Source organism: Streptomyces sp. NPDC028907, assembly GCF_055564995.1.
In genome coordinates this window covers 325412-351404 of sequence record NZ_JBVHVE010000003.1, presented here as the reverse complement: position 1 = coordinate 351404, position 25993 = coordinate 325412, and the positions used below count along the sequence as shown (strand labels likewise).

27 protein-coding genes and 1 pseudogene are annotated in these 25993 nt (G+C 70.0%); 15 read left to right on the top strand and 13 right to left on the bottom strand.

Annotated features, from left to right (window positions below; translation table 11 throughout):
* Positions 1-407 precede the first annotated feature (407 nt).
* Positions 408-548 (top strand): hypothetical protein, encoded by a 141-nt coding sequence (locus tag ACZ4UU_RS10635; RefSeq protein WP_468038464.1) that lies wholly within the window; start codon positions 408-410, stop codon positions 546-548.
* A gap of 116 nt (positions 549-664) precedes the next feature.
* Positions 665-1252 (top strand): TetR/AcrR family transcriptional regulator, encoded by a 588-nt coding sequence (locus ACZ4UU_RS10630; protein ID WP_003999404.1) that lies wholly within the window; start codon positions 665-667, stop codon positions 1250-1252.
* A 446-nt stretch (positions 1253-1698) separates the two neighbouring features.
* Here ACZ4UU_RS10630 and ACZ4UU_RS10625 read toward each other — a convergent pair whose 3' ends face one another.
* Positions 1699-2607, bottom strand: a complete 909-nt coding sequence (locus ACZ4UU_RS10625) for a LysR family transcriptional regulator (RefSeq protein ID WP_468038462.1) — start codon at positions 2605-2607, stop codon at positions 1699-1701.
* 105 nt (positions 2608-2712) lie between these two features.
* Between ACZ4UU_RS10625 and ACZ4UU_RS10620 the strand changes: the two genes are divergently transcribed.
* Positions 2713-3474, top strand: coding sequence for a type 1 glutamine amidotransferase domain-containing protein (locus ACZ4UU_RS10620; RefSeq protein ID WP_468038460.1), 762 nt, complete (start codon positions 2713-2715; stop codon positions 3472-3474).
* 23 nt (positions 3475-3497) lie between these two features.
* A complete protein-coding gene (locus tag ACZ4UU_RS10615) occupies positions 3498-4193 on the top strand; it encodes a type 1 glutamine amidotransferase domain-containing protein (protein WP_468038458.1) in 696 nt (231 codons plus the stop codon).
* A gap of 758 nt (positions 4194-4951) precedes the next feature.
* On the opposite strand, the gene ACZ4UU_RS10610 is transcribed toward ACZ4UU_RS10615, so the two are convergent.
* Positions 4952-5776, bottom strand: coding sequence for a DUF4394 domain-containing protein (locus tag ACZ4UU_RS10610; RefSeq protein ID WP_468038456.1), 825 nt, complete (start codon positions 5774-5776; stop codon positions 4952-4954).
* Positions 5777-6162: 386 nt separating this feature from the next.
* On the opposite strand from ACZ4UU_RS10610, the gene ACZ4UU_RS10605 reads away from it, so the two are divergent.
* Positions 6163-7431 carry a PucR family transcriptional regulator gene (locus tag ACZ4UU_RS10605; RefSeq protein WP_468039182.1) on the top strand — a complete coding sequence of 423 codons (1269 nt, stop codon included), beginning with the start codon at positions 6163-6165 and terminating at the stop codon, positions 7429-7431.
* A gap of 1228 nt (positions 7432-8659) precedes the next feature.
* Here ACZ4UU_RS10605 and ACZ4UU_RS10600 read toward each other — a convergent pair.
* From ACZ4UU_RS10600 to ACZ4UU_RS10565, 8 genes and pseudogenes are all read right to left on the bottom strand, one after another.
* Positions 8660-8815, bottom strand: a pseudogene (locus tag ACZ4UU_RS10600) (metallophosphoesterase); the annotation flags it as partial.
* Between the two features lie 43 nt (positions 8816-8858).
* Positions 8859-10100 carry an ABC transporter permease gene (locus tag ACZ4UU_RS10595; protein ID WP_468038454.1) on the bottom strand — a complete coding sequence of 414 codons (1242 nt, stop codon included), beginning with the start codon at positions 10098-10100 and terminating at the stop codon, positions 8859-8861.
* Entirely contained in the window at positions 10097-10783 is a 687-nt protein-coding gene (locus ACZ4UU_RS10590; RefSeq protein ID WP_468038452.1) for an ABC transporter ATP-binding protein, read from the bottom strand. The genes ACZ4UU_RS10595 and ACZ4UU_RS10590 overlap by 4 nt, the downstream gene beginning before the upstream one ends.
* On the bottom strand, positions 10780-12252 hold the full coding sequence (locus tag ACZ4UU_RS10585; protein WP_468038450.1) for a peptidoglycan-binding protein: 1473 nt from the start codon (positions 12250-12252) through the stop codon (positions 10780-10782). Before ACZ4UU_RS10585 ends, ACZ4UU_RS10590 begins: the two co-directional genes overlap by 4 nt.
* On the bottom strand, positions 12249-13202 hold the full coding sequence (locus tag ACZ4UU_RS10580; protein WP_468038449.1) for a hypothetical protein: 954 nt from the start codon (positions 13200-13202) through the stop codon (positions 12249-12251). The genes ACZ4UU_RS10585 and ACZ4UU_RS10580 overlap by 4 nt, the downstream gene beginning before the upstream one ends.
* Positions 13203-13306: 104 nt before the next feature.
* Positions 13307-14146 carry a hypothetical protein gene (locus tag ACZ4UU_RS10575; protein WP_468038447.1) on the bottom strand — a complete coding sequence of 280 codons (840 nt, stop codon included), beginning with the start codon at positions 14144-14146 and terminating at the stop codon, positions 13307-13309.
* Positions 14147-14148: 2 nt separating this feature from the next.
* A complete protein-coding gene (locus tag ACZ4UU_RS10570) occupies positions 14149-14706 on the bottom strand; it encodes a SigE family RNA polymerase sigma factor (RefSeq protein WP_468039180.1) in 558 nt (185 codons plus the stop codon).
* Between the two features lie 241 nt (positions 14707-14947).
* Entirely contained in the window at positions 14948-15259 is a 312-nt protein-coding gene (locus ACZ4UU_RS10565; protein ID WP_468038445.1) for a hypothetical protein, read from the bottom strand.
* On the opposite strand from ACZ4UU_RS10565, the gene ACZ4UU_RS10560 reads away from it, so the two are divergent.
* The 3 genes from ACZ4UU_RS10560 to ACZ4UU_RS10550 all read left to right on the top strand — a co-directional run bounded on the left by ACZ4UU_RS10560 (position 15243) and on the right by ACZ4UU_RS10550 (position 16849).
* Complete coding sequence (locus ACZ4UU_RS10560) at positions 15243-15371, top strand: hypothetical protein (RefSeq protein ID WP_468038443.1); 129 nt, start codon at positions 15243-15245, stop codon at positions 15369-15371. The two genes, ACZ4UU_RS10565 and ACZ4UU_RS10560, sit on opposite strands and share 17 nt — an antisense overlap.
* Before the next feature lie 44 nt (positions 15372-15415).
* Positions 15416-16225, top strand: a complete 810-nt coding sequence (locus tag ACZ4UU_RS10555) for a trimeric intracellular cation channel family protein (RefSeq protein ID WP_468038441.1) — start codon at positions 15416-15418, stop codon at positions 16223-16225.
* Positions 16226-16396: 171 nt separating this feature from the next.
* The gene (locus ACZ4UU_RS10550; RefSeq protein ID WP_468038439.1) at positions 16397-16849 is read left to right on the top strand and encodes an RICIN domain-containing protein; all 453 of its coding nucleotides are present in this window, start codon (positions 16397-16399) and stop codon (positions 16847-16849) included.
* A gap of 113 nt (positions 16850-16962) precedes the next feature.
* On the opposite strand, the gene ACZ4UU_RS10545 is transcribed toward ACZ4UU_RS10550, so the two are convergent.
* The 3 genes from ACZ4UU_RS10545 to ACZ4UU_RS10535 form a co-directional block, all read right to left on the bottom strand.
* Positions 16963-18699, bottom strand: a complete 1737-nt coding sequence (locus tag ACZ4UU_RS10545; protein WP_468038437.1) for a serine/threonine-protein kinase — start codon at positions 18697-18699, stop codon at positions 16963-16965.
* A 77-nt stretch (positions 18700-18776) separates the two neighbouring features.
* A complete protein-coding gene (locus ACZ4UU_RS10540; protein WP_468038435.1) occupies positions 18777-19475 on the bottom strand; it encodes a hypothetical protein in 699 nt (232 codons plus the stop codon).
* 11 nt (positions 19476-19486) lie between these two features.
* Positions 19487-19684 carry a hypothetical protein gene (locus tag ACZ4UU_RS10535; RefSeq protein WP_468038433.1) on the bottom strand — a complete coding sequence of 66 codons (198 nt, stop codon included), beginning with the start codon at positions 19682-19684 and terminating at the stop codon, positions 19487-19489.
* Between the two features lie 120 nt (positions 19685-19804).
* Between ACZ4UU_RS10535 and ACZ4UU_RS10530 the strand changes: the two genes are divergently transcribed.
* The 7 genes from ACZ4UU_RS10530 (at position 19805) to ACZ4UU_RS10500 (ending at position 25974) form a co-directional block, all read left to right on the top strand.
* A complete protein-coding gene (locus ACZ4UU_RS10530) occupies positions 19805-21019 on the top strand; it encodes a sensor histidine kinase (RefSeq protein WP_468038431.1) in 1215 nt (404 codons plus the stop codon).
* Entirely contained in the window at positions 21016-21690 is a 675-nt protein-coding gene (locus tag ACZ4UU_RS10525; RefSeq protein ID WP_468038429.1) for a response regulator, read from the top strand. The genes ACZ4UU_RS10530 and ACZ4UU_RS10525 overlap by 4 nt, the downstream gene beginning before the upstream one ends.
* Before the next feature lie 94 nt (positions 21691-21784).
* Complete coding sequence (locus tag ACZ4UU_RS10520; protein ID WP_468038427.1) at positions 21785-22345, top strand: RNA polymerase sigma factor; 561 nt, start codon at positions 21785-21787, stop codon at positions 22343-22345.
* The gene (locus ACZ4UU_RS10515) at positions 22342-23160 is read left to right on the top strand and encodes a zf-HC2 domain-containing protein (protein WP_468038425.1); all 819 of its coding nucleotides are present in this window, start codon (positions 22342-22344) and stop codon (positions 23158-23160) included. Before ACZ4UU_RS10520 ends, ACZ4UU_RS10515 begins: the two co-directional genes overlap by 4 nt.
* 56 nt (positions 23161-23216) lie before the next feature.
* On the top strand, positions 23217-24026 hold the full coding sequence (locus tag ACZ4UU_RS10510; protein WP_468038423.1) for an ABC transporter ATP-binding protein: 810 nt from the start codon (positions 23217-23219) through the stop codon (positions 24024-24026).
* Positions 24023-25402, top strand: a complete 1380-nt coding sequence (locus ACZ4UU_RS10505) for a hypothetical protein (RefSeq protein ID WP_468038421.1) — start codon at positions 24023-24025, stop codon at positions 25400-25402. The genes ACZ4UU_RS10510 and ACZ4UU_RS10505 overlap by 4 nt, the downstream gene beginning before the upstream one ends.
* On the top strand, positions 25399-25974 hold the full coding sequence (locus ACZ4UU_RS10500) for a hypothetical protein (protein ID WP_468038419.1): 576 nt from the start codon (positions 25399-25401) through the stop codon (positions 25972-25974). Before ACZ4UU_RS10505 ends, ACZ4UU_RS10500 begins: the two co-directional genes overlap by 4 nt.
* The last annotated feature ends 19 nt before the right edge of the window (positions 25975-25993 follow it).

Here is a 25993-nt window from a genome sequence, read left to right as displayed (position 1 = left end):
TTCGATCACGTCCAGGGACGAGGGGGCGTACCTCGGCCCGCCGTACCGAGTACTGCACCTGCACGATCGCCGTGCTCCGGTAGGCCGGGCAGCCAAGGAAAGGCACGGGCCTACGACGGCTTTGACCTGGGGCGCCTTCGCGACCACCGCCCCGGATTCGGCGTGGCCGCGGGGTACGGGGCGTCCGTGACGCGGTGCCCTGAGGGGCCGCGAAGACGAGCTGGGCGCCCGCTCCGGGAGCTGGGCTGCGGGCAGTGTCCTGCCGAAACGTGCCCAGCGCGACTGCGACTCGGTGCCCGGCACGGCGAAGCGGTCGTCGAGCTTGCCGCCGAAGACGCCCGCGCACGGGATGAGCGGGGCAAGGACCACGATCCGAACAGGCCGTCATCGGCGCCCCCCTCGGGCGGGTGTGGGACGTCATCTCCCGCACCGACCGGTACGCCGAGTGGGTCGCCGGAGCCATCGAGGTCACCGACCACCACGGCGTCGCCACCGTCGGCAAGACCTTCGAGTTCCGCCCGGTCCAAGCCGGTGGACGCACCTCATGATCACCCTGGACGTCCTGCTCCGTTCCGAGGCATCGAGGATCGCCCTCTGACAGGCGGCGGTTTCTGGCCCTTGTCGAGCGACCTGTTCGACAGACTGAGTCGGATAGGATCGCGTCATGGCTCATGTGTCCGCGGCGGAGCGCCGCCCCCAACTGATCAAGGCGGCCATCGCCCTCATGGCCAGGGAGGGCGTCGCCGCCGGCAGTACCCGCGCCATTGCCACCGAGCTCGGCGTGGCACAGGCGACCGTGCACTACACCTTCGGCACGAAGGAGGAGCTGTACCGGGCCGTCATGGAACAGCTCACGCACGACCTGATCGACCAGGTGACACAGGCCGCGCCGACGGACGCGAGCTTCGAGGAAACCATCGTCACGCTCGCCGAGGCACTCTGGCGTACCGTGCTCGAACAGCCCGCCTCGCACCAACTGCTCACCGAGCTGAGCATGTTCGCCCTGCGTACGCCACACCTGAAGGAGGCTCTTCAGAGCCACTACAGCGAGGTCCTGGCAGTGACGACGAAACTGGTCGACCAGGCCGCCGAACGCACCGGTCACCAGCTCGGCCAGCCCGCCGAGACGATCGCGAGGTTCTTCCTGGCCGGCTTCGACGGACTGACGATGCAGCACCTCTCCCTGCCGGACGAGGAAGCCGAGCGCGTCTGCCTGCGGGCCTTGGTCTCAGCCGTCCTGGCCATGGCCTGAGGTCGCTCCCGATCACGACGCCGCACCATCATGGAGCGGGTGACGAGGATCGAACTCGCGCTCTCAGCTTGGGAAGCTAGGTGCGTTCGGGGAGGGTTGCCGTGCTGACCTGCGGCGAAGCGGTGTCGGGGCTTGGGTTCCCGCCGCCCTGATCCCCGGTGTTCCCCGTGGTTCCCCGCACGACCTGGCGCGGGTCTGGCACGGGCTCTTCACCGAGCAGCACGGCAAGTTCCCTCAGGTCATTCGCGACCATGACACGCGCGAGGACTCGGCTGGCAGCTTGCGCCCTTGCGTGTACTCACCCAAGCGTCCCGGTCATCGTCTGGGCGCACTCCATCGCATTCAGATCCGGACGAGTCCCTGCTGCTGCGAGAACACGGATCCCGGGCGGGCAGTTCGGCATCGCACATCGGCAGCGAGTCAGGCCCCGGCGCCGCCGGGTCGGCTCACCAGGTTTTCGCGGCGGCCAGCAGGTGCTCGCGGACGAGTGTCACGTGTGGGTTGGTGGAGTTGCCCGGGCGCTGGACGAGGTAGGAGGTGTTGATCGGCGGGTCCACCGGCTGGTGCAGCAGACGGAGGACGCCGGAGGCGAGTTCGGTGCGGCACAGATAGCTGGGCAGGACGCTCCAGCCGGCGCCGACTGTGACGGCGGTGAGGACGCTGCGCAGGTCGGGGACGGTGATCGAGGCCTGGGCGTGCAGACGGCGGTCGAAGACGTGGCGCCAGTAGCGGCGGGCGATGGGCAGGTCCTCGGCGTAGGCGATCAGCGGGAGGCTCTCCAGGGCAGTGGGCAGCTCCTGCCCCTTGAGCCGTTCCGCCCATCCCGGTGCGGCGACCAGGACGAACTCCTCGTCGCCGAGGAGTTCGGCGTGCAGCGTCCGGCCACGGGGCCGCTGGGTGGCGACGACGAGGTCGTGGCGCCCGGCATGCAGTTCTTCCAGTAGTGCTTCGGTCAGCCCGGTGGCCACCCGCAGCCGTACGCCCTGCTCGACCAGCTCGGCCAGCACCGTGAGGCCGAGAGTGCCCAGGAACTCCGCGGGTCCCGCCAGATGGACCGGCGCCACGGTGCTGCTCGGTTCCTCGCCGCTGATGACGGCCAACTGGTCGAGGGGCGCCGACAGCCGGGCGGCGAGTTCGTCCGCATGGGGCAGCGGAGTGACGCCTTGCGCCCTGCGTTCGAACAGTTCGCGGCCCAGGCGCCTCTCCAGTGACCGGATGTGCGTGGTGACGGTGGACTGCGACAGGCGCAGCTGACGCGCCGCGGCGGTGAAGGAGCCCAGGCGGTGCACCGCGAGGAAGGTGCGCAGCAGGTTCAGGTCCAGCGGACCGGAGCCATGAATGTCGTGATCGCTCACGGCTTCGAGCCTACGAGGTAGGCATGCCGGCCAGGTGCCGTATGTCCCCGGACCAGGCATCGGTTCTTCGATACCCGGTATCGGTCTCTTCATTGGCGCCGACACGTGGACAGCTTTAGCTTCGAAACCAGGGGCCGCCCAGGAGACGAGGGAAAAGTGAGACGGAAAAGGATTCTTGCGGTCGTGACCAATCAGGCCACCTATGGGGCGAGCGAGCACCGGACCGGACTGTGGCTGGGCGAGCTCGTCCATTTCTACGACAAGGCGGTGAAGGCCGGTCACACGGTGGACGTGGTGAGCCCGGCGGGCGGCGAGGTGCCGCTCGACCCCCGTAGTCTCGGTCGCTTGTTCGTTGACCGGACGGTCCGCGGTTATATCGACGACCAAGCCTTCATGGACGCCCTGAAAGCCACCCCTTCCGTTGCCGACACAGATCCGGACGACTACTCCACGATCTTCTTCACGGGTGGTCACGGCACCATGTGGGACTTCCCCGACAGCGCCGGCCTGCAGCGCACGGCCCAGGCCATCTACGCCGACGGCGGCATCGTCTCCTCGGTCTGCCACGGCGCCTGCGCCCTCATCAACCTCCGCGACACCGACGGGAATCCCCTGGTACGGAACCGCACTGTCACCGGCTTCGCGACGGTCGAGGAACGACTGGCCGGCGTGAAGGGCAGGGTGCCGTTCCTCCTGGAGGACGAACTGCGTGCGAAGGGCGCCAAGTATGTGCGCGGCACTGTCCCGATGACGCCGCACGCCGTGCGCGACGGCCGCCTGATCACGGGACAGAACCCGGTGTCCACCAAGGCCGTCAGCGACTTGATCCTCGCTGCCTTGGCCGGCACCGAACAACGACCCAGCTGACCCCGGCTCTAGGAGACCGCACCATGTCGAAGATCCTTTTCGTGATGACCGGCGCCGACCACTGGACGCTGGCCGACGGCACCAAGCACCCGACCGGATTCTGGGCCGAGGAGGCCGTGACCCCGTACCAGGCGTTCACGGCCGCCGGCCACGAGATCGTCGTAGCCACGCCGGGCGGCGTCGTGCCGCCCCTGGACCAGGGAAGCCTGGCGCCGCAGTTCAACGGCGGCGAGGAGGGCGCGAAGAAGATGGCGGACGCCCTCGCCTCGATCAGCGAGCTCCAGCACCCCGTCAGGCTGGAGGACGTCGTCCTCGACGACTATGCCGCCGTTTTCTACCCCGGTGGCCACGGCCCGATGGAGGACCTGGCCGTCGACGCCACCTCGGGCAAGCTCCTCATCGACGCCCTTGCCTCGGGCAAGCCGCTCGGTGTGGTCTGCCACGCCCCGGCCGCGCTGCTGGCAGCCACCGAGGCCGACGGCGGCAACGCCTTCGCCGGCTACCGGCTCACCGGCTTCAGCAACGCAGAAGAGATCCAGAGCGGTCTGGCGGCGGGCGCCAAGTGGCTGCTCCAGGACCGCTTGGTAGAGATCGGCGCGGACTACCAGGAGGGCGAGCCGTGGGCCCCGAACGTGGTCGTCGACCGCAACCTGGTCACCGGCCAGAACCCCGCCTCTGCCGGACCCGCCGCAGCCGAACTGCTCAAGAAGCTGGCCTGACCCAGGGCTTCGGGATGGCCACCCCGGCCCGTCCTGACTGGGCGGCGCGCCGAACAGGCGGAGAGCTCTGAGGGTTTTCCTCGACTTAGGGCACGCAGAGGGCACGGCCCTCAAAATGGACTAGATAGCAAACAAACCCCAGGCCAATGACCTGGGGTTTCTTTCTGGAGCGGGTGACGAGAATCGAACTCGCGCTCTCAGCTTGGGAAGCGACGGCGCTTGGGCGGCCGGATAGCTTTTGACCTGGGCATACGTGCGCTGGTGTAGCTCCGGGGAGCGCAGGAACGCACCGTTGTTGACCGTGGTTTACCGGTCTTATGGGCACGCTATGGGCACGCCGTCGGCTCGGAGGCGTGGAGGCCCCCTTCTGGCGGCTGACGAGCTGCCGAGCCTTGGAAGCGAGCGTTTGCCGGGAGGCCGCCGTTGCGGGAGCACATGGAGGAAGGATCGGCGGCAGCCGAACAACTCGGGGCGCAGGTGGCTCGGAACGGCTCCGGCGATGCATCCGACACCTGGCCCGCGGGGGTAGCCGGAGCCCGGCAGCTCCACGGCATCGATCAGTGGTTGTCCCCTGATCCGGCCAGGTCCGCGAGGCCGGCGGCAGTCGCGGCGTGGTCGAGGCCATGTGCCAGCTGTGATGGTCAGGGCAGCCCGATCAGGAATGGGCCGCGACAGGGTGTGCCCGAAGGACCACGTTTCAGGCTCGCCGCGGCCGGAAGCGGCCGGGCCGCGGCGAGTGAGTGACCTGCGGGAGGGGCTCAGCTCCCGGTGAGGGAGATGGCCAGGTCCGTGATGTTCAGGGGGAACTTGGACCTGAGGGCGTCGGACACGAGCGTGGCCTCGCCGGTGAGGAGGTTGATGCTGTAGAGGGAGGGCCTGTTGGCGCCGGAGGCGGTGAGAGTGGCGAAGGCGGCGTTGCTGACCGTCTTGCCGCCCGACAGGGTGCTGAAGATGTCCATGCCGGTGTTGATCTGCGTGTCGATGCCGAGGCTGCCGGTCGGTGCCAGCGTGCCGTTGTTGGCCGGGGACTGGATGACGACCTGGTCGCTGGCCGTGTTGATGTCGAACAGCGTGGTCCCGGTGGCCCCGTTGAGGTCGTTGTTTGTGTAGGCGGCGGCGGAGACGCCCTTGGTCGTGCCCTCGATCGGCGGGGTGGTGAGGTTCAGGTCCTGGATGGTCGTGTGGTCGTTGAGGTTGTGCCGAAGGTTCTGGCCGTTGTCGCTGATCACACGCAGCCGGTCGGCGGCCGGGTTGAAGTCGACGCCGAAGTTCGTGCCGTGCAGCGTGTACTGGAGCTGGGACACCTTGGTGATCACGACGTCCGCGGTGGCCGGCGGGGTCTTGATCGTGTAGATGCCGCCCTTGTTGCCGACGCCGTACATCAGGCCGTTCTGCACCCGGAAGTCGATGCCGATCAGAGCCGTGTCGCCACTGAGCCCGACGACGTCCCTGACCCAGTCGAGCACGTTCGGCCGGTCGGTGGTGAACGTGGCCATCTGGGTGCCGTCACCTGTGATCCCGAACGCGCGCAGGCTGGGAGTGGCGGCGGCAGCGGCCGAGCCACTGCCCGGCGTGCTCAGCATAAGCGCTGTCGACGTGGCCATGACCGCTACCGCCGCCGCGATTCTCTTTCTCGTTCCTGCTTTCATCGGTGTTTCCCTCCCGTTTGAGCAAGCACCATTGAGTGGTGCGCAGATGAGAGATTTCCGTACCGATTCCCGCGCTGACCCGGAGTGGTGGCCGGAATGATTGCTGTGATGTTCCCCCACGGGCTGGTACGCGGTTCCAATTAAGGCCAGTTCACAGTGTCTCCACAAGTGGAACAGGCGATGGGAATGCCCCGATCCAGGGATTTTGCGCACTGTGACAAAGCGCCCCAGACGCGGTCGTCTCCGATGTGCGCAGAGTGATGAACGCCGTCCGGATTCCCCCTGTCGGCTTCTTCGGCCGGAATGGCATGCTCGCGCCCATGGGGAACCTCTTCGCCGAGTTGGCCCGGCAGGCGTCGGCCAACGCGCGCCGGGAGGTCGAGGCGTACGCGCGCGAGATCCCGGAGTTCGGGTTCCTGGACACGAACTCCCGGGCGCGCGCCGAGACGCTGGAGTACGCATTGTGGCTGCGACGCCGTACGGTCGAACTATCCCCGGACAACAGCGAGTTGAGCGACGACGACCTCGGCTACATCGCGGCGATCGGCGAGTTGCGGGCCGCAGCGGGGATGTCGCTCGAAGCACGGCAGCGGGTCCTGCGACTGCACACCTCACTCATGCTGCGCGAGATCAACGAAGCGACCGAAGCTCAGCGCCGCGTCGGCGTCGACGAACTCATGCGGATGATGAACTGGTTCGCCCCGCAGGGAGAACGCGGTATCCGTGCCTACAGTCAGGGATTCGTGACGGCGCTGCGACACCGTCTGCCGTACGTCGAGCAGGCCGCCCTGCTGGCCAGGTCGATGCTGAACGGAGACGACCCCATATCGGCGGAACTCGCTTCGGCACTGGGCATGGAACTGCCCGAGCGCTGCGCAGTGACGGTGATCCGGGTGCCGGACCGTCCCGTCGGCGATCACGATCTGGAAAACGAGATCGAGGCGCTGGTGAAAACCCATCATGCGCCGGTCATGTGGTGCCCGGGCAGTGGAAGCAGGAGCGGTGAGCTGATTGCCCTGATTCCCTTGCATCCCCCCACAGCCCAGGCGTCTTTGGGGCCCAGTACAGCCGACCCCGTACAGCCGCACTCCGAACCCGACCTTGCCCCCGACCTCTTGCCCGACCTCGTATCCGATCTCGTACGGGACTTCGCCCAGGCTCTCGGTCGCCCCTGCGCCGCCGGCACCGCCACCTCACCGCTGTCCGAGGTTGCCGACGCCCTCGACCTGGCCCGGCGGATCAGCCGGGCGGCGCCGCTGCGACGGGCGCCCGCTCGACTGCGGCCGCACACTGTGTCGGACGTGTTCGTCGAACTCGCCGTTGCAGAAGCTCCGTTCGTCGACGAATGGCTCCACACCGTGGGCCGGAGCCTGCAGCCCGGTCCGGACCTTCTTGTCACGCTTGACGCGTACTATCGCCACGACATGCACCGCGGCGCCACGGCGGCAGCCCTCAACGTCCACCCTCGCACCCTGGACTATCGCCTCCGCCGGGTGAGGGAGCTCACCGGCATCGATCCCGGCTCGACGCGCGGCGTACGCATTTTCAGCTCGGTCGTCACGCGGCGCCTGTCGGAAGCGTGGCACTGAACCGGGCGATCATCCGAGCCGAGATGCGTGCCGAGATGCGTGCCGAGACGGGCAGCTGGAGGGTACGTGGTCCCCGTCGGGGCGTCGGCCGCTGCCATGAGGCTCTGACGGCGGCGCTTGCGGGACATCTGCTGTCTGACCTGCAATGCCGGTGATTTAGGGCGTTTCCGCAGGTGAGGACGGGTGTCTTGGGTTCCACGTGACTTTGAGTGAGTAGCTGACGTGGCTGGGAGGGCGGGGCTCATCCCGGCGTTTGGCTTCGAAGCTGTTTCCTGGCGGCTTCTTGAGTCGTCGGCAGCGGCGGTCGCGGCGAGGCGGCAGGAGCTCGTTGAGGAGTTCCTGGACGACTTCGAGTCGGGCCGCGCGCAGGACTTGCGGTGCGGCCGTGGAAGCGGGCGTTGCCCAGGCGCTGGTCTTCGGCCGGGGTGGGCATGACGGATACGTACGAGCTGTCGGGCAGAACCCACCGTGGTGGCAGGACGAGGTTCTTCTTGATCCGCCAGGCGAGGTGGCAGCCGGTCGCCTTCACCAGGCCTCATAGTTCATGGCCGGTGAAGTTGCGGTCGGCCAGCAGCAGTATGGCGGGCCGCAGGGAGGCGAGCAGGCGGCGGGCGAGCTTGTGCTCACTGAATCTGGCGGTCGGGTCGAAGGCCGCGTCGGTGATGGCGTGGGCGCCGCACCGGCGTTCGAAGAGCGCCTGAAACGGCTTGTCGCCCAGGCGCTGGCGGGCTCTGGTGAGGGCCGAACTGGTGGGCAGGCGCTGGACGAGACCGTAAGAACCCCCGGGCCTCTGACCTGAGGGTTTCGCATGGAGCGGGTGACGAGAATCGAACTCGCGCTCTCAGCTTGGGAAGCGACGGCGCTTGGGGAGCCGGATGCCTTCTGAACTGGGCGTATGCGCTCCGGCGCGGCCCCTGAGGGCGTTGGATCGCACCGTTGTCGACCGTGGTTGACCGGTCTAAAGGGCACGCTATGGGCACGCCGTCGGCTCGGAGGAGTGGATGACCCCTCTTGGCTGCCGACGAGCAGCCGAGCCCTGGAAGCGAGCGTCGATGGGAAGGCCGCCGTTGCAGGAGCACATGGAGGAGGGCTCAGCGGCGGCGGAACAACGCGGGACGGAGGCGGCTCGGAGCGGCTCCCGCAACGCGGGCCTGTTCGGGCCGATCCGGGCTTGGATCCTCTGCGGGTCACACCTGCCCGCGGCGAACGCCCTCCGTTCGGCCCGGCCTCACGCCTGGCGTAACGCCAGTTCCACCGCCGTCACGTCCGAAGGTGCCCCGACCCGGGTCGGTGGGCCCCGCGCGCCCGCGGCCCGGGACACGTACAGCTGGGTGTCGCCGTACCGTTCCAGCCCCGCGACCGTCGGGTTGGCCAACTCGGCCACTCACCGAGGAAGCCAGACCGCAGCGCCCAGCTCGTCGCGCTCGTCAGGAAGGTGCGCGCAGGGCGTCCACCGGTTCCAGGCGGGCGGCACGGAGTGACGGGTAGAGGCCGGCCAGGAGGCCTACGACGGCTCCGGCGACCGGGGCGCCCAGGGCCAGGTTCAGGTCCAGGACCGGGGTCCACTGTTTGGCGACCGACACGCCGACCACGACGGTGATTCCCACTGCCGCGCCGATGACGCCGCCGAGCAGGCCGATGGTCGTCGACTCCAGCAGGAACTGTCCGGCCACCTGGCGGCGGGAGGCGCCCAGCGCGCGGCGCAGCCCGATCTCGCCGACGCGTTCCATCACCGTCACCAGCGTCACGTTGGCGATACCGATGGCGCCCACCACCAGTGAGACCAGGCCGAGGACGAGGAAGAGTCCGTTGACGTCGCTCTGCACGCCGTGGCGGGCCTTGGACAGGTCGGGTGGGGCAAGGACCGTCAAGCTGTCCGGGTGGCCGGGGGCCAGGGCGACCGGGGCCTGCCTGGCCACCTGCTGGGCGGCGCCGAGGGAGGTGTTCACCAGGACTCTGGTCACGTGGCGCAGCTCCAGCCGGTCCGCCGCCGTGGTGGGTGGCAGGATCACCGCCGTGGACAACCGCTGCTCGCGCTGAATGCCACCGAGGATTCCGATCACGGTGTAGGACTGCCCGGAGAGGAAGACCGCCGGCGCGTCCTCCACCCGGCGGATGCCGAGAAGCCGGGCCGCCTGGTCACCGAGCACCGCCACCCGGTCGTGGCGGGCGATGTTGCCGGTGTCGTAGAACCGGCCGGTGGTCATCTTCCCGCGCACGGCGGCCGGGAGGCTCGGGGAAGCGGCGACCACCGCGAGGCTCTGGCCGGAGGTGTCGCCCGGGGACACCACGTCGTTCGCCCGTACCTGGACGTTGGCGGTCGCCTCGGTATCGGCGATGGCGGCCACCGAGGTCACTCCCGCCAACCGTCCGACGGCGTCGGGCGCGGACCAGCCGACCAGCGGACCGGTGCCCGTGCCGGGGGGCGCCTCCGGTACCACCACGCTGACCGAGGTGGCGGTGAGCGCGTCGAACCGGCCGACGATCTGGTTGCCCGCGGTGGACGCGACGCCGATGGTGATGACCAGCGTGGTGATGCCCAGCACCGTGCCGAGGGTGGTCAGCGCCGAGCGGACCGGGCGGGCCAGCACGCCGGCCAGTGCCTCCGTCCACAGGTCACGGGGGTCCATCCAGGGGCGTTCGAGCGCCATCTCCGTATCCCGCCTCATACGGTCTCCTGGACGAGACGGCCGTCGGTGATCCGTACGCGCCTGTTCGCCCGACGACTGACGGACTCGTCGTGGGTGATCACCACCAAGGTCATGCCCTGCGCACACAAGTCGTCGAAGAGTTCCAGCACGGAAAGGGTGTTCTCGCTGTCCAGGTTGCCCGTGGGCTCGTCGCAGAGCAGCAGCGCGGGGTCGCTCATCAGCGCACGGGCGATGGCCACCCGCTGGCGCTCGCCGCCGGAGAGCCGGTCGGGCCGAAAGCCGGAGCGGTGCCCGAGCCCCACCCGTTCCAGCGCTTCCCGGGCGCGGGCGAGACGGCTGCCGCGCCCGCGCCCGTGTCGGGGCCTGCGGTACGCCTCGGCCAGCATCACGTTCTCGTCCACCGTCCGGTACGGGAGAAGGTGGAAGGACTGGAAGACGAACCCGATACGGCTGCCGCGCAGCGAGGTGCGTTCGAGATCGCCGAGGCCGGTGGTCTCCACTCCGTCGAGCCGGTACGACCCGGAGCTGGGCCGGTCCAGCAGGCCCAGCGTGTTGAGCAGGGTGGACTTCCCGGAGCCGGACGGTCCGACGATCGACAGGTGCTCGCCGCGCCGCACCGTCAGGTTCACCCCGCGAAGGGCGTGCACCGGCGGATCGGAGTCGAAGACCCGCTGGACGTCGGCCAGTTCGATGACGCTCATTCGCCCACCACGACCCGTTCGCCTTTGTCCAGCCTGCCGCTCGTCGGCCGCACCTCGACGACACCGGCCGCCGCCAGTCCGACCTTCACGGGCACTTCCACCGCTTTGTCGTCACGCTGCACCCGAACCCGGGCCTTCCCGTCCGCCGAGGTGTGGATCGCGGCGACCGGTACGGCCAGTACGGGGCCGTCCGAGGCGCCGACCTCGATGGTCACCGTCACCGAGGCGCCGGCCTGCCCGGCCAGCGGACCCGGATCCGGCACCGCGATACGCAGTTGCACCGGGGCCGACGGATCGCCCGCTCCCGAGCTCTCCGAGCCGGAGCCGGACGTGGAGCCGGAGCCGGACGCGGAGTCGGAGGACGCGTCGTCGGCGGAGGTGCCGGAGGAATCGGTACCGGAGGCATCCCCACCGGAGGTCGTTTCCTGCTTGCCGTCCTGTGTCGAAGCCTTTTCCGCGTCGTCGCCCAGCGCGGTCACGGTGCCCTTCGCCTTCTTGCCGTCCGGAGTCTGCACCTCCACCGTCATGCCCTGCCGCAGCAGCTTGGCGTCCGCACCCGGGACAACCGCCTGGACCACGAGATCGGAGCTGGTCACGGTGCCGATCTGGCCGGACGGGGTGTCCCCCGCCCGTACCGTCACCTTGTCCAGCCGTACGGGCAGTTCGGGGAGGAAGAGGATCTCGCCGACGGGAACCTTCGTCCCATAGGTGGCCTGGAACTCGCTGAGGGCGGCGTTCGCCGTGTCCAGTCCCTGCTGCGCGGACTTGAGCCGCAGCTTCTGGATTTCGGTGCTCTGCGTGTCGCTCGCGCCCTTCGCGGTCAGGAGTGCTTCCTGTGCGGTGAGCACGGCCTGCTGCAACTCTCCCAGCCGTTGCCGGTCCGCCGTGCTCGGCTGCTGCGCCTCGTACCCCTTGCTCTTGTACCAGCGGGTGACCGCCGACGCGGTTCCCCGGCGGAAGGTGCCGCTGATCGAGCCGGGGTCGAAGCCGACTCGGCGCAGGGCCTTCTGAAGCTGGGTCACGTCGTCCCCGGAGACGCCCGGCGCGATCGTGCGGTACATCGGCACCGATCCGCTCAGCACCAGCACCGGACGGCCGCTCACCGTCATCAGTACGTCTCCCTCCTTCAGCTTCGTCCCGGCGGTCGGCGCCTTGGTGACCTGCTGTTCAGCCGTCTCCCCGTCGGCGCCGCTCGCGCCTCCCGTCGTCCCGGAGCCGACCGCGCCGGCCAGGGAGAGCGCCTGGGGCGAGCCGAATTCCAGCGAGCCCGTCGCCACCACGGTCGCGGTGAGGGGGCGCTGTTCGACCGCCACGGTCACCGGCCCGGCCTTGGGGGCCCGGTGCGCGGCGGCGACGTCGGCCGGAGACTTCACGTGGGTGCCGGCGAACCAGCCCCCCACTCCGACCAGGACGACCGTGCAGACCAGCGCTCCCAGCTGTTTGCGGTTGCCGCCGCGGCCGAGCCTCATCCCTTCCCCCCGGCGTAGGGGTGCTTCTTGAGCTTGGGGAAGTACGCGGCCCGGAAGTCCTTTCCGCACTCCAGGTCCTTCAGCGCGACGTCGATCTCGTGGGTGAGCAGCGGCAGGGCCTCCTCCTTGCTCATCTGCGCCGTGCCCTGCTGGGGCATCTTGCTGCTCAGGCCGAACAGGACATCGTCCGCGATGCCGGTGGGCTGGGTCGTGGTCACCGTGATGCCCTCCTTCCGGAGGCAGGAGGCGTACGACTGGGCGAGCCGTACCAGTTCGGCGTCACCGTTCAGAGCCAGTCCCGCCTGACGGTTCTTCTCCGCCGCGGCGGCGTCCTCCTTCCGCTGCTCGGCGGCGTTCTTCCCGGAGCCGTACACCTTGAGCTGGGCTTCCTTGAGACAGCCGTCGGTCGGCCCGGAGTTCGCGCCGTCGATCGCGTACTGCCCCAGCGCCTGCGTGTAGGTCTTCTGCTGGGCGGGCGTGAGCTGGGCGACGTACCGGGTGTTGGGGTTCTCCTGGCTCTTCCGGCTCGCCTTGCTGTTCGGCGCCTTCGGGTCGTCGGGGTAGACGGCGCCCGCGTACAGACCGAATCCGTACTTCTTCCGGTACTGCTTGGCCAGTGCGTAGTCGGCTCCGCCAACCGCCTCCTCCTGGCCGCCGGAACCCGCGTCGGCGACGTACGGCGTGTAGGTGAAGCCCTTCTTCTTCATGCAGGCGGCGATGGCGTTCTCCATGAGGTACTGCTGCTTGGTCTCCGGGTCCGCGTCCACCGGGACGGCGAGATCGCCGTTCGTCCGGCCTTTCGCCTTGTCGCCACCGGGCGTCGCCGAGCTTTCCGCGGGGGATCCCGAGCCGGCTTCGTCACTTGAGCCGCCGCAGGCGGCGAGCAGGGGCAGCAGTCCCACCGCCACGGTGACGGTCAGCGAGCTGCGGAGCATTTTGAGCATGGTCATGCCATCTCTCTTGAGTCGGGGATACGGGGATACGGGGATACGGGGATACGGGGATACGGGGATATGGGGATGCGGGATATGCAGAGGGGCTGGTGCCCAGACCCCTACGAGCCGGCCGCGGTGACCGCGCCGAAAAGCCGTGAATCGGTGGCGATCGCAGACAACTCGGCCTCTGACGGCGCCGCTTGACCCGTCGCCGAGCCGTCCTTGTGCAGATCGCCCGCGATCACCTGGACCGTCCAGCCGTCCGGTGTCAGATACGAGACACCGATGGCGTCGGCGGGGTCGGGCTTTGCGGTCGGCGCAGACGTGTCGGAGTTCGCCACCAGGTAGGACAGAACGCGACCCCCCGAAGCGGCTGGCATCGCCTCGCAGGAGACGATGAAGGTCGTCCACGGCGTGCGGACCGGCAGTCCGTGGCTGTCCGTGCAGGTCGTCCCGCCCGCCATGGGCGAGGACACCCGGACTCCTGTCACCGTCCGGCTGACGGCCACGTACAGGTCGGCCGTGCCCCTGTCCGTCGTCAACCGGAAGTAGCGGCCCGGTACGCGCGGTTGGGCCGGATTCGACGACTGGACCGTGCCCGTCGACTCCGGGACGATCGAACGCAACAGCTCCAGGGACGGATACCGGATCGCCGGCGCCGGCGCGGCCGGCTGCGCCGCACGGTCGTCGCCCAGGAACGACTGCGTGACAGCAAACCCTCCGCCCATCAGCATCGCCACCATCGCGGCGGAGCCCGCCGCCACGCCGATCCTGCGGCGGCGCCGGATCCGGACACCCTTTCTGATCGCGCCCGGCACCAGATCCGGCATCGGTGGCTCCATCCCGACGCTCAGCCCGCCCAACACCTCCGCGAGTCCGGCCTCGCCGCCGGTGCCGCTGCGGCTGTCCCGACCACCGTGGCCGCCCATGGCCCCGCCCGCGCTGCTCTCGTCCGTCATGCTCACCACTCCGCCGTCAGATGGCCAGTACGGTGCGAAGCCGCCGCCAGGGGCGTGTCGCCCAGGATGCGGCGCAACGCGGCCAGCCCTCGCGAGGTCTGGGACTTCACCGTGCCGGTGCTGCATCCCAGCGCCGCCGCGGTCTCCTCCACGCTCTGGTCCTCCCAGAACCGCAGGACCAGCACGGCACGGCTGCGCGCGGGAACCTGCCGCAGCGCGTCCAGCAGCGTCAGCCGCAACTCCGGGTCCTGCGCCGGGGCGACCGCGTCGTACTCGTACGTCCCGGGCCGCTCCCACCAACGGCGCCGTCGTGTCTCGTCCACGAAGGTCCGGTACAGCACCTTGCGGACGTAGGCGTCCGGGGAATCCGTCCGCCGCACCCGGCGCCACACGGCGTACAGCTTCGCCAGCGAGGTCTGCGTCAGGTCCTCGGCCAGGTGCCAGTCGCCGCACAGCAGGTAGGCCGCCCTGCGCAGCGGCGCCTGGCGGCTGCGCGCGAACTCGTCGAAGGAGATGTCCTCGTCGTCCGACCGGCTGAGCGCCGACCGGGGCGCGAACAGGTTCACAGTCCACCTTCACCGGTCGCGGGAGCGCAGCATGCCGGGATCATGGGGAATCCGGCAGTGACGGGCCCGGAGCCGAGCGGTGAGAAGTACGTCATGCACTCTGAACGGAGTGGGCCGTCCCTGAGGTTGTCAGACGTCTGAAAAAGATTTCCGGGCGGCCCCCGCGGGGCCGCCCGGCACAACGGAGCCCCGCCCGGAGCCGGCGGTGTGATCCGGTTCGGGTGAGGCTGCCTGCCTACTGGGAGACCAAGTAGGCACGTTCGATCGTCTGGACCAGCGTGTTCCCGGCCCGGTCCGTCAGCTTGGCGCGGAGCGAGACACTGCCGGTCCCCGCCGGGTGCTTCAGCGACAGACGCTTGCCGTCGACGGGCTGGGCCGTCTTCCAGGTTCTGCCCTCGTCGTACGAGGCCTCGAAGGCCAGCTTCTTGAGCTGCCCGCCCGAGGCAGCGCCTTCGACGACGAAGGGCACCTCGAACTCCCGGCCCGCCGGCGCGGTGCCGGACGGGGTCAGCTCGGGGGAGAAACGGACCGTGGACAGCGGGAGCACGGTCGGCTCGTTCTCGGGCGTCCGGGCGGAACGGAAGGTCCACTTCGCGCTGACGCGCGAGCTGAGCGGCGAGACGGAGGCGGCACGCGAGGCGTCCAGGGTCAGCTCGTAGGTGCTGTCCCCCGCCAGAGGTCACTGGAGAATGAGCCGAACTTCATGCACCAACTGACCGCCGTGGCAATGTACTCCCTCGATCTGCTCGGCATCTTCGGCTTCGCGCTGTCGGGAGCCTTCCTCGCGGTACGCAAGGACTTCTCCTTCATCGGGGCCGTCGTCGCCGCGGAGGCCGTCGGGCTGGGCGGCGGCCTGGTGCGTGACCTCGTCCTCGACGTCAAACCCATCGCGTTCACCGACCCCGGCTATCCACTCCCGCCTGTCGCCGCGGCACTGCTCGCCTACCTCAGCCGGTCCAACGAGCGTGAGCCCTACGTCTTCGAGCTGCTGGACGCCCTCGGTCTCGGCCTCTTCAGTGTCACCGGCACGCTCAAAGCCCTCGAACACGGCATGGGCATTTTTCCGTCAGCCGCCCTGGGAGTCGGCACCGCCATCGGTGGAGGAGTCATCGCCAGCGTGATCGCCGGCGAACTGCCGTATTCCATGCGATGGGACAGCGACCTGTACGCCGTCCCTGCCATAACCGGCGCGTTGACCACGTCCGTACTCCACACCGCAGGCGCACTCGACGCCTTCACGGGGACCGCCATTGTTCTCGCCGTAATCGCCTTCCGTCTGTTCGCCGTCCATTTCCATTGGCGCCTGCCCCGCTCGCGGTGCCGGCGGCGTGGCACCGCACCAATTCCCCCGCTCCCGCCGAGCAACCTCCTGCGCGACGACACCCTGCAGCTGCGCATGGTGCCCCCTCCACCGCTCGCCCGCACGGCACGGAAACCGGTCGGACAGCGACCGGGAACGCGTCTGCCCCACAACGGTCGGCACCGCCGTATGTCACATTTCCAGGATCACTGAGTCCGCGGGATTTTCGGGTCCCGCCGGCATCTCTCTATAACGACTTCCGCACGTGCCTACGCTCCGCAGCGAATTCCTCAGATACCTACACCATGATCATCGAGTACGCGCCTCACGTCTGGAGGGACGCGTCAAGTCGTCCCTCTCGACTGCAACACGACTCGAGGAAAAATGAACAACAAGCACAAGTGGGTAGCCCGGGCCGCTTCGGCAGCAGTTGCGACCGCATTTCTCGTGGGAGGAACGGCAACCAGCGCGAGCGCTGACGAGAACACGTTGGTCAGGAATGTGAACAGCGGCTGGTGTCTGACTGCCGCTGACGGCGGCAAAGTGCACGCCCAATTCTGCCGTTGGGGCAATGATCAGCAGTGGGACCGGCGGGGTAACAACATTGTCAGGGCCTATACCAACCAGTGCCTCGACAGCAACAGCTCCGGCGACGTCTACTGGATGGAATGCAACGGCGGTCGCTATCAGATGTGGGATTTCCGCTCGGACGGGTCGGTGGTGAACGTGGCGACTGTCCGGTGGCTCTTCCACTGGGCGGCGGGTGGTGACCAGGTGGTCACTACCCCGACTCCGATGGGGCACCCTGCCTCGAAGTGGCGTTTCAGCGACGACTGAAACATTCGGCGAATCGCTCACGTTCCGTGGTTGCGACGGCTCTGAACTCGGCCCCACTGAGCTTCGGCCCGGTGGGGCCGAGCGCTGTGGGAGGGTCTGACTGACAGGGGCCGTCAGTCCACCTTGACGTACTCGCCGGGCTCGCCCTCCGCGATCATGCCGTACATCAGCAGCCGGTCCTCGCCGCCGACGCGTTCGACGCGCAGGCTCTGCGACGAGCCCCACTCGATGCAGCCGGGATCCCAGGCGCCCGCGGTCGTGTCGGGTGTCGGCGGGCCGATGATCAGCAGGTTGCCGGCGCCGCCGACGACGGCGGTGCTCGCGCAGTTGCTGGTGCCGCCGGTCTCTTCGCCGGTCTTCTCGTCCGTCTCCGGGTAGCTCTGCGCGATATGGACGAGCGAGGCGCCGATCGGGCCCTGGCTGATGGTGATCCGGGTCGACCACAGGTCCTGCTGGTCCTCCGGCAATTCCGGGTTCGGGGCCTGCTGCCAGCGGCCCACCAGCTTCGCCGGCACGATCTGCCGGGCCGTCTTCACCTTCTGGAACGTGGCCGTCGCCGCCCCTGACTTCCACTGCAGGACGTCGGGCGAGCGCATGGTCAGCGTCTGGTGCGCGGCCGGGGTGCACTGTTTGGCGGGCACGCTGGTCGTCACGCCGCTCTCGCCGAACACGACCTTGTCCTCGTTCGCCGAGACGAGCGTCGAGCGCCCCATGCAGAGCCGCTCGCCCGTGACCGTGACGTAGGTGGCCGCCTTGTCGCCCGGCTTGCCGTCGGTGATCTCGATGCGGGCGGTCTCGGACGGGACTTCCTGCGTGCCCGTGACGACGCCTTCCCAGGCGCCCTGGAAGGCGGCGGGGATCTCGGACCGGGTGGTCGTGGTGGTGCGCTTGCCGGGCTCGAGGAGGTAGACGAGGCCCCCGGCGAGGGCGAGTGCGACGGTGGAGCCCACGCCGATGAGCAGCGGGCGTCTGGTGGGCCGCGGGCGTTTCCTTCTGCGCGAGGGCGTGGGTACGGGTGTCGGTGCGGGGGTGGGATCGCCTTCCTCGTCGAGGAGCCGGGCCGCGTGCCGCCCGAGGCCGGCGAGCAGCCCGGCGGGGAGCCACGGGTCGGTGGCCTGGACCGTGGCGGCGAGCCGCGCGGCGGTGGGGCGGGCGGCCGGGGCCTTGTGGAGGCAGGCGCGCACCAGGTCGGCGAGCTCGTCCGGGAGTCCGGCGAGGTCGGGCTCGTCGTGGGCGATGCGGAACATGGTGGCGTGGACGCCGCTTTCGGCGGACCCGAACGGGGAGCGGCCGGTCGCCGCGTAGGCCAGGACCGAGCCGAGGCAGAAGATGTCCGACGCGGGCGTCAGACGCTCGCCGCGCACCTGCTCGGGTGACATGAAGCCGGGGGATCCGACGAGCGCGCCGGTGCTGGTCAGCCCGCCGTCGGTGACGGTGTCGACGGCTCGGGCTATGCCGAAGTCGATGAGGCGGGGGCCGTCGACGGTGAGCAGGATGTTCGACGGCTTGAGGTCCCGGTGGACCAGCCCGGCGGCGTGGATGTGCGCCAGGGCCTGGGCGAGCCCGACGGCCAGGGACCGTACCGACGCCGGGGGAAGCGGCCCGTACTCCTCGGCCACCACCGTCCGCAGGGCGGGCCCGGCGACGTACCCGATGGCAACCCAGGGGGACTCGGCGTCGCTGTCCGCGTCGAGCACGGGCGCGGTCCCGACGCCGCCGACCTGTTCCAGCACGGCGACCTCGCGCGCGAAGCGGCGCCGGAACTGGTCCTGGGCGGCGAGCTCGGCATGTACGACCTTGACCGCGACGGTCCGTCCGCCGGCCGACCGGGCGAGGTAGACGCGGCCCATGCCGCCGGACCTCAGCCTGCCGAGGAGCCGGAATGAGCCAATCTGGGTGGGGTCTTCAGCCTTCAAAGGTTGCACGTTCACAGAGCATGCCAGAGGGGAGCAGCAGGGCTGAGCTCGGTCCAGGGGACGACCGTGTAGGGGAAGCGTCCCCAGCCGCCGGTCCGGCGCAAGGCCATTCCGAGACGGCCGAGGTGAACGTCCAGTCTCGCCATGCGCGCACGAAGGGCGGGCCTGGTCAACGGCTGCTCGGTGGAGCCCAGCAGACAGGTCAGGTCGTGGCAGCACCAGGGGCCGGGGTCGGTGAGCATGAGCCGCAGAAGGACTCGCTGCGATGTCTGCTGGGGCCACAGGGGAGGCGGCACCGGGACTCGCTCCTGGGACCGGGACGCGTACGCCCCGCCCCTGGCGAGCCACCGCTGATCCGCCCTCAGCCGGGCGGCCAGTTCGTCGATCGGCAGGCCGCGGTCCAGGACGTTGGTGGCACCCTCGTCGAACAGCGCCGCGGATGAGGTGCCTTCGGGCGCGAGGACGGTCACGGGCGCGAGCCGCCGCAGAACAGCGACGCGCTGCCCGAGTTGCTGCGCGCATCCCTCGTCCGGCACGTCCAGAACCGCCAGCGGGCGCCGTCGCCGGAGCAGGAGTTCTCCGTAAGCCTGCAGCTTCCCCCAGGGGTGGACCACCGGTGGCAGCAGCTGCGTTCTGCGCACATCTCTCAGCAGCCGGGCACTGCGCTCCCGGTCGAGGGAGATCACCACGAGGTCACTGTTCGCTTGCACCGCCGGCTCGGTCAGCACTGCCCTGGGAAGACGGCGTCACTTCGGCGCATGCGTACGAGCGGTTCCGGCGTCGTGCCGCCGCGCTCGAGGACCGGTTCCTCCGGCCCCGTCCCGTTGAGGGCGTACATGACGGACGCCGTGCCGGCGACGAGGATGCACAGCCCGGCGAGGCCGGCGATGAGGCCCTGGAACATGGTGAACATCTGCATGGCTCGACGATTTCGCCGGATGGCCTGTTCGCCCCTCGGCCGAGTAACCGATTTCGATCACTGCACCTCGGTCATTCGGCCGACCCGTCGCTCGGCCGCTCTTCCGTAACCTTTCCGTCCGTGATCACCGAAGCAGCCCGCCGTGTACGACGTCGTTCCGCCCGGCACCGGGAACCGGCCAAGTCCGTCATCACGTTGTCGATGTACGCGGCTCTCGTCGTGCTGTGGCTGCTCGACGGTCTGTTCCTGCTGGAGTACGGCTCCTTCCGCGGCGCCGTGTACCTGTGCTCCGGACCCGTCGCGGCCCTCCTTCTGCTCCTACCCTCGCGCCGGCTGTGCAGGGAGTACACGGCGGGGCTCGCCGCCCTGCTCTCGCTGGCCCTCACCGAGTTCGCGGTGGCGACGCATGTGCCTTCGGAGGGCTGGAGCTTCCTGGAACTCGTCTGCCTGCTGGGCATGCTGGCGAAGACCTGCCGTTCGACGACGCCACCGGCTGCCGCGGTGGCGCTGGCCGTGTCTCTCGGCGTCGCCGTGATCGCTGTTCCCTACCGGTTGTGGGGCAGCCTGTTCTGGGCGAGCATCTGCGCTTTCCTGTTCACGTTCGCCGTCGGGGCCGCGGTCGCGCTCGGCTGTTATCTGCGATCCCTTGACGCCCGCCGAGCCCGTACGATCGCCGCCGTGCGCCAGGGCGAGCGGATGGAACTGGCGCGGGACCTGCACGACTTCGTCGCCCACCATGTGACCGGGATCGTGGTCCAGACCGACGCCGCTCGGACGGTGTTGCAGGTCTCCCCGGACCAGGTCGAACCCATCCTGGAGGACATCCGCAAGGCCGGCGTCGAGACCCTGGACTCGATGCGCCGACTGGTGCGCGTCCTGCGCGAGGACGACAGCCGGACCCTGCGGCCCGGCGAACTCAACGATCAACTCGCCACGCTGGTATCCGACTTCTCCTCGGGCGGTGAGCAGGAGGCGAGTCTGCGGTTCGCTGCGGCGGCCCGCACGGTGAAGCTCGCACCGGAGGTCGAGACGTCCGTGCAGCGAGTCGTACAGGAGGCGCTGACGAACGTACGCCGCCATGCTCCCGGTGCCGGGGTCACCGTCCGGGTCGAGGCCGAGGGGGAGCGGCTGCTGGTGGAGGTGGTCAACTCCGCCCCGCACGAACGGCGCACGGTACCGGCCGGGGGTCGCGGCGGTTTCGGCATCGTCGGCCTGCGTGAACGGGTCGAGGCGGTCGACGGTGCGCTGCAGGCGGCGGGGACGGCGGACGGCGGCTGGCGGGTGTGCGCCGAGTTCCCGGTGCTGGTCAGCGCTGTGACAAGATCACCGGCGTGAGCACCTCCGCGACCCGGGTCCTGATAGCCGACGACCAGGAACTGGTCCGTACCGGATTCAGCCTCATCCTGAACGCCTATCCCGGTATCGAGGTCGTAGGTGAGGCCGCGGACGGAGCCGAGTGCGTGGAGATGGCCCGTCGGCTGCGCCCGGACGTCTGCCTGGTCGACATCCGGATGCCGAAGCTGGACGGCCTGGAGGTCGTCCGGGCGCTGGCCGGATCCGCGGCGGTGGACCCGATGCGGGTCGTCGTGGTGACCACCTTCAACCAGGACGACTACGTCCGCACCGCGCTGCGCAACGGTGCCTGCGGATTCCTTCTCAAGGACGCCGGGTCCGCGCTGCTCATCGAGGCCGTGCGGGCCGCGGCACGCGGGGACGCGCTGGTCTCGCCCGCTGTGACCCTGCCTCTGCTGCGGCAACTCGAGGACCGGCGGCTGCCTTCGGAGGACGAAGCCGCACGGGCCCACCCCCTGACCGACCGTGAGCTCGATGTCGCACGGCTGGTGGCGGTCGGCCGCACCAACGAGGAGATCCGGGCGAAGCTGTGCCTGTCCCTGTCCACGGTCAAGACCCACCTGACGAACATCCACAGCAAGCTGGGTGTGCGAAACCGGGTCGAGGTCGCCGCCTGGGCCTGGGAGAACGGCAAGGTCCGCCCGCCCCGCTGACGCTGCCGTCGGGCCGGGTTTCCGCGGATACCTGCGTGTGACGGGGATCACGCCGCGGGGAAAACCTGCCGCCGGGGCCCGCCGTCTAGAGGGTGTGAGATCAGCAAGGAAGGCACCGGGGGAGCTGGACGAGGAGCGTCTCGTCCGGCTGGTCGCCAAGGGCGACCGGGCCGCGTTCGAGGAGCTGTACCGGCGTACGTCGCCGTGGCTGGCGGTGCGGCTGCGCCGTCGCTGCGCGGACGAGCAGATCGTCGCCGAGGTCATGCAGGAGACGTATCTGGCGGTGTGGCGTGCGGCGGGCTCGTTCGCCGGGGCCGCGGCCGGAGGGACGGCCGTCGGATGGCTGTGGACGATCGCGGCGCGCCGCCTCGTCGACGCCTTCCGGCGCAGGGCCCACCACGCGGAGCCGCCGCCCGCGGCAGCCCCGCAGCCCGTGGCGCCCGCCGCCGAGGAGGAGGCGCTCGCGACGACCGTCGGCGGTGACGTCGGGGACGCACTGCGGCGCCTCGCGCCGGAGCTCAGACAGGTACTGCAAGCCATGGTGCTCGACGGGCTGTCGGTCCGGGAGACCGCCGTCCTGCTCGGGCTGCCCGAGGGCACGGTCAAGACCAGGGCCCGCCGGGCCAGGACCGCGATGCGAAAGGCGCTGGCATGAGCGTGGAACACGCGTCGATGCGGATCATCGACGCTTACGCGCGCGGCGGCACGGACCTCGCCGCCGACGAAGTGTGGGCGCTGGAAGCCCATTTGGAGGCGTGCGCGGTGTGCCGCGACCGGCTGTCGGCCGCCGTCACGGCCGAGGCGCCCGCAGTGGCCGCGCTGGTCGACACCGTGTGGTCCGGCCTCGAACCCCACCTGACCGCCCCCGCCGTGATGCCGCGCAGGCGGCGCTGGTCGGCGCGGCTGTCCATGTGGATGACGCCCACGATGGTGCCGTGGCTGGCCATGGTCGCGAGCGTGACGCTGATCGCGCTGCTGCTGGACCTGGCTGGCCCCGGCTACGGCGAGGTGTCGCTGGTGCTGCTGCTCGCCCCGGTCCTGCCCGTGCTCGGCGTCGCCGCGTCCTGGTCCCGCGGCCTGGACCCGGCGTACGAGCTGACGGCCTCGGTGCCCAGGGCCGGGCTCTATCTGGTCCTGCGGCGCACCGCGTCCGTGCTCGCCGTGGTCGTCCCCGCGCTGCTGATGGGCGGATGGGCGACGGGGGTGATGGCGGCCCAGTGGCTGCTGCCCTGTCTGGCCTTCACCTCGACGACCCTGGCGCTCGGCGGTGTCATCGGGGTGACCCGCGCCGCCGTCGCGCTGACGGCCGTATGGGCCGCCGTCATCGTGGCGCCGACGCTCGCCACGAGCCGAACCACCTTCGCTCTGCAGTCGGGCGGGCTGCCCGTGTGGGGGCTGATCCTCGCGCTCGGCATCGGTGTCGTGATCGCCCGCAGGGGCGCGTACTCCGTGCTGGGAGCCCATCGATGACCAGTCGAACCAACCGAACCGATCCGAGCATCGGACCATCCCGAAAGGACCACCGCATGATGCCCGCGGTAAGCGCGGCCGACATCGCACCGACGACCTACGCCTGGCAGATCCGGGCCACCGGACTGAAGGTCAGGGCCGGCCGGAAACGGATGGCCGTCGACGGGCTCGACCTGTCGCTGGGCACCGGTGTCCACGGCCTCCTCGGACCCAACGGGGCGGGCAAGACCACCCTCATCCGGGCGCTGGCCACCGTACTGCGCCCCGCCGAGGGCACCCTGGAGCTGCTCGGCGAGTCCGCGGGCGGCCTGGGCGAGCACCGTGCGCTGCGCCGCCGGATCGGCTATCTGCCGCAGGAGTTCGGCTACTACAAGCGCTTCACGGTGCGCGAGTTCGTCGAGTACATGGCCTGGCTGAAGGAGGTCCCCAAGGCGGACATCCCGGGGGCGGTGCAACGCGCCGTGGAACGGGTGGGCCTGGCGGACCGTGCCGACGACAAGATGAAGGCCCTGTCGGGCGGCATGGTGCGGCGGGTCGGCATCGCGCAGGCCATCGTCAACGACCCGTCGGTCCTGCTGCTGGACGAGCCGACGGTCGGCCTGGACCCTTCGCAGCGGCTGCGTTTCCGCGAACTGCTGCAGGAACTCGGCACGGACACCTGTGTGGTCGTCTCCACCCACCTGGTGGAGGACGTCGCCGCCGCCTGCACCGACGTGGTGCTCTTCGCCGAAGGCCGACTGGTCTTCCAGGGCGCTCCGGACGAACTGGCCTCGGTGGGCGGCCCGGAGCACGAGGGTGACAGCCCGCTGGAGCGCGGCTACTCGGCCATGCTGCTCAATCCCAGGCAGGGAAGGGGCACCTGGTGAACGTCCGCATCCTGCGCATCGAACTGAGGCGCTCCGTCGCCCCGTGGGCCGGGGCCGTGGTCCTGACGACCGCGCTGGCGTTCCTGTACCTGCTGAGCGGTCCATGGTGGAAGGGCACCGCGATGTGGACGGCCCAGTGGACGTCCATGGCAATGTGGACGCGCTCCCAACTGCTGTTCCTCTGGCCGCTCGCCGTGGGGCTCGGGGCACTCCAGGGGCTGCGCGACCACCGCTCGAACGTCTCCGAGCTGCTGACGAGCACCCCGCGGCCCGCCTGGCAGCGCGCCGCCACGCTGGCGGGCACGACGGCGCTCACGCTGGCCTCGGCCTTCGGACTCCTGATCCTCGTGGGCGCGATCCAGGTGTCGGCCGGCAGCGGGTACACGCACCTCGGATGGCTGCCGATCTCACTGGTGGCGGCACTCTCGCTGGTCGCGGGGGCCGTGCTCGGCATGGGCGTCGGGCGGGCGCTGCCGTCCCCGCTCATCCCGCCCGCGCTGACCGTGGGCGCCTTCCTGTTCACCATCCTCCTGCGGCAGGCGGCGGAGTCGGTGGTGCCGACGGCCGCGGTGCCGAACCGGATCTCGCTGCTGTCACCGGTGGTGGCAGAGGTGCGCGAGATGCTCCTCACGCTCTCGCCCTCCGTGCACCTCGGGCAGACGCTGTGGCTGCTCGGCATGGCCGGGACGGGCTTCGCCCTGCTGGCTGCCGCGACCCGGCGCGCCCGGCTGCTCGCCCTGACGCCCGTCCTGGCGGGCGCGGCGCTCGCCCTGCTCGTCCTCCCCTCCGACCCGCGCCGGACGTACGTCGTCGACGAGGCCGCCGCGGCGATGGTGTGCGACGGCCCGGTGTGCGTGACGAAGGCGCACCAGGCACGACTCGACGACCTCGCCGGTCCCGGCAGGAAGGCGCTGCGTCTTCTGCACGACGCCCTGGGCAGCCAGGCATCGGTCTCGATCCGTGAGACCACCGCCCTGCGGGCGCAGATGGATACGCCGGAACGGCCCCGCGACGCCGTGCTCGTCGACTTCGACGACGGGACGCTCGCCACCGCGAAGGGCGAGGCACTGACCCGGGCCCTGGTCGCCCAGGGCATGGCACCGATCTGCTTCGCCCGCAGCGACAGTGAGAGCGGCACGTCCGGTGAGCTCGCCGCGCAGAGCGTCGCGGCCGGCTGGGTCCTCGGGGACCTCAAGCCGCTCCATGGCACCGTCCACTCCTCGCGCGACCAGCTCGAACTGGCCCACCCGGTGTGGAAGGAGCTCAAGGCACTGCCGCGGTCCGAACAGTTCTCGCGGATCAGGGCGATGCACGCCGCCGCGGTCTCCTGCAAGGGCGACCCGCTCCACGAGCTGGCCGGCGGTGAGTCCCAGTGAGGTGGCTGACGCTGTACGCCCGTTCGCGGCAGGCGCCCGCGTCGTTGGCCGTGGTGCTGATCAGCGCGCTGGCGGTATGGGCACTCGCCCGGGACGGCAGCGACGGGCCCGTTGATCCGAAACTGCCCACACTCGTTCTTGCCGCGGGGGTGATGGCGGCCTCGATCGGGCTAGGCGGGCAGGACGTCGCGCTGGACCGGACGGCCGCGATCCGCTGGGTGCCGCGCAGGGCGGCGCATGTGCTGCTCATCGGCACGGTCGTCGGCGCGGTGCTGGTGGCGGTGCAGACGTTGGGCGAGGACCTGGCCACCACCGCGTTCGTCGTCCGTGACAGCGCGGGGCTGATGGGGCTGGCCGCCGCCGGGGCGACGGTGTTCGGGGCGCAGTACGCGTGGACACTGCCGATGTCCTGGCTGTCGTTCGCGCTCTTCGCCCCGCCCCCGACGGATACGCCGAGGCAGGTGGCGAGTTGGATGCTGCTGCCGCCCGGCACGACGGCGGGCACCTGGACGGCCCTCGTCCTCGCGGTCGTCGGCACGGCAACCTACGCAGCCGCGGGACCGCGGCGGTAGCGGGTCCAGGCATGACGTC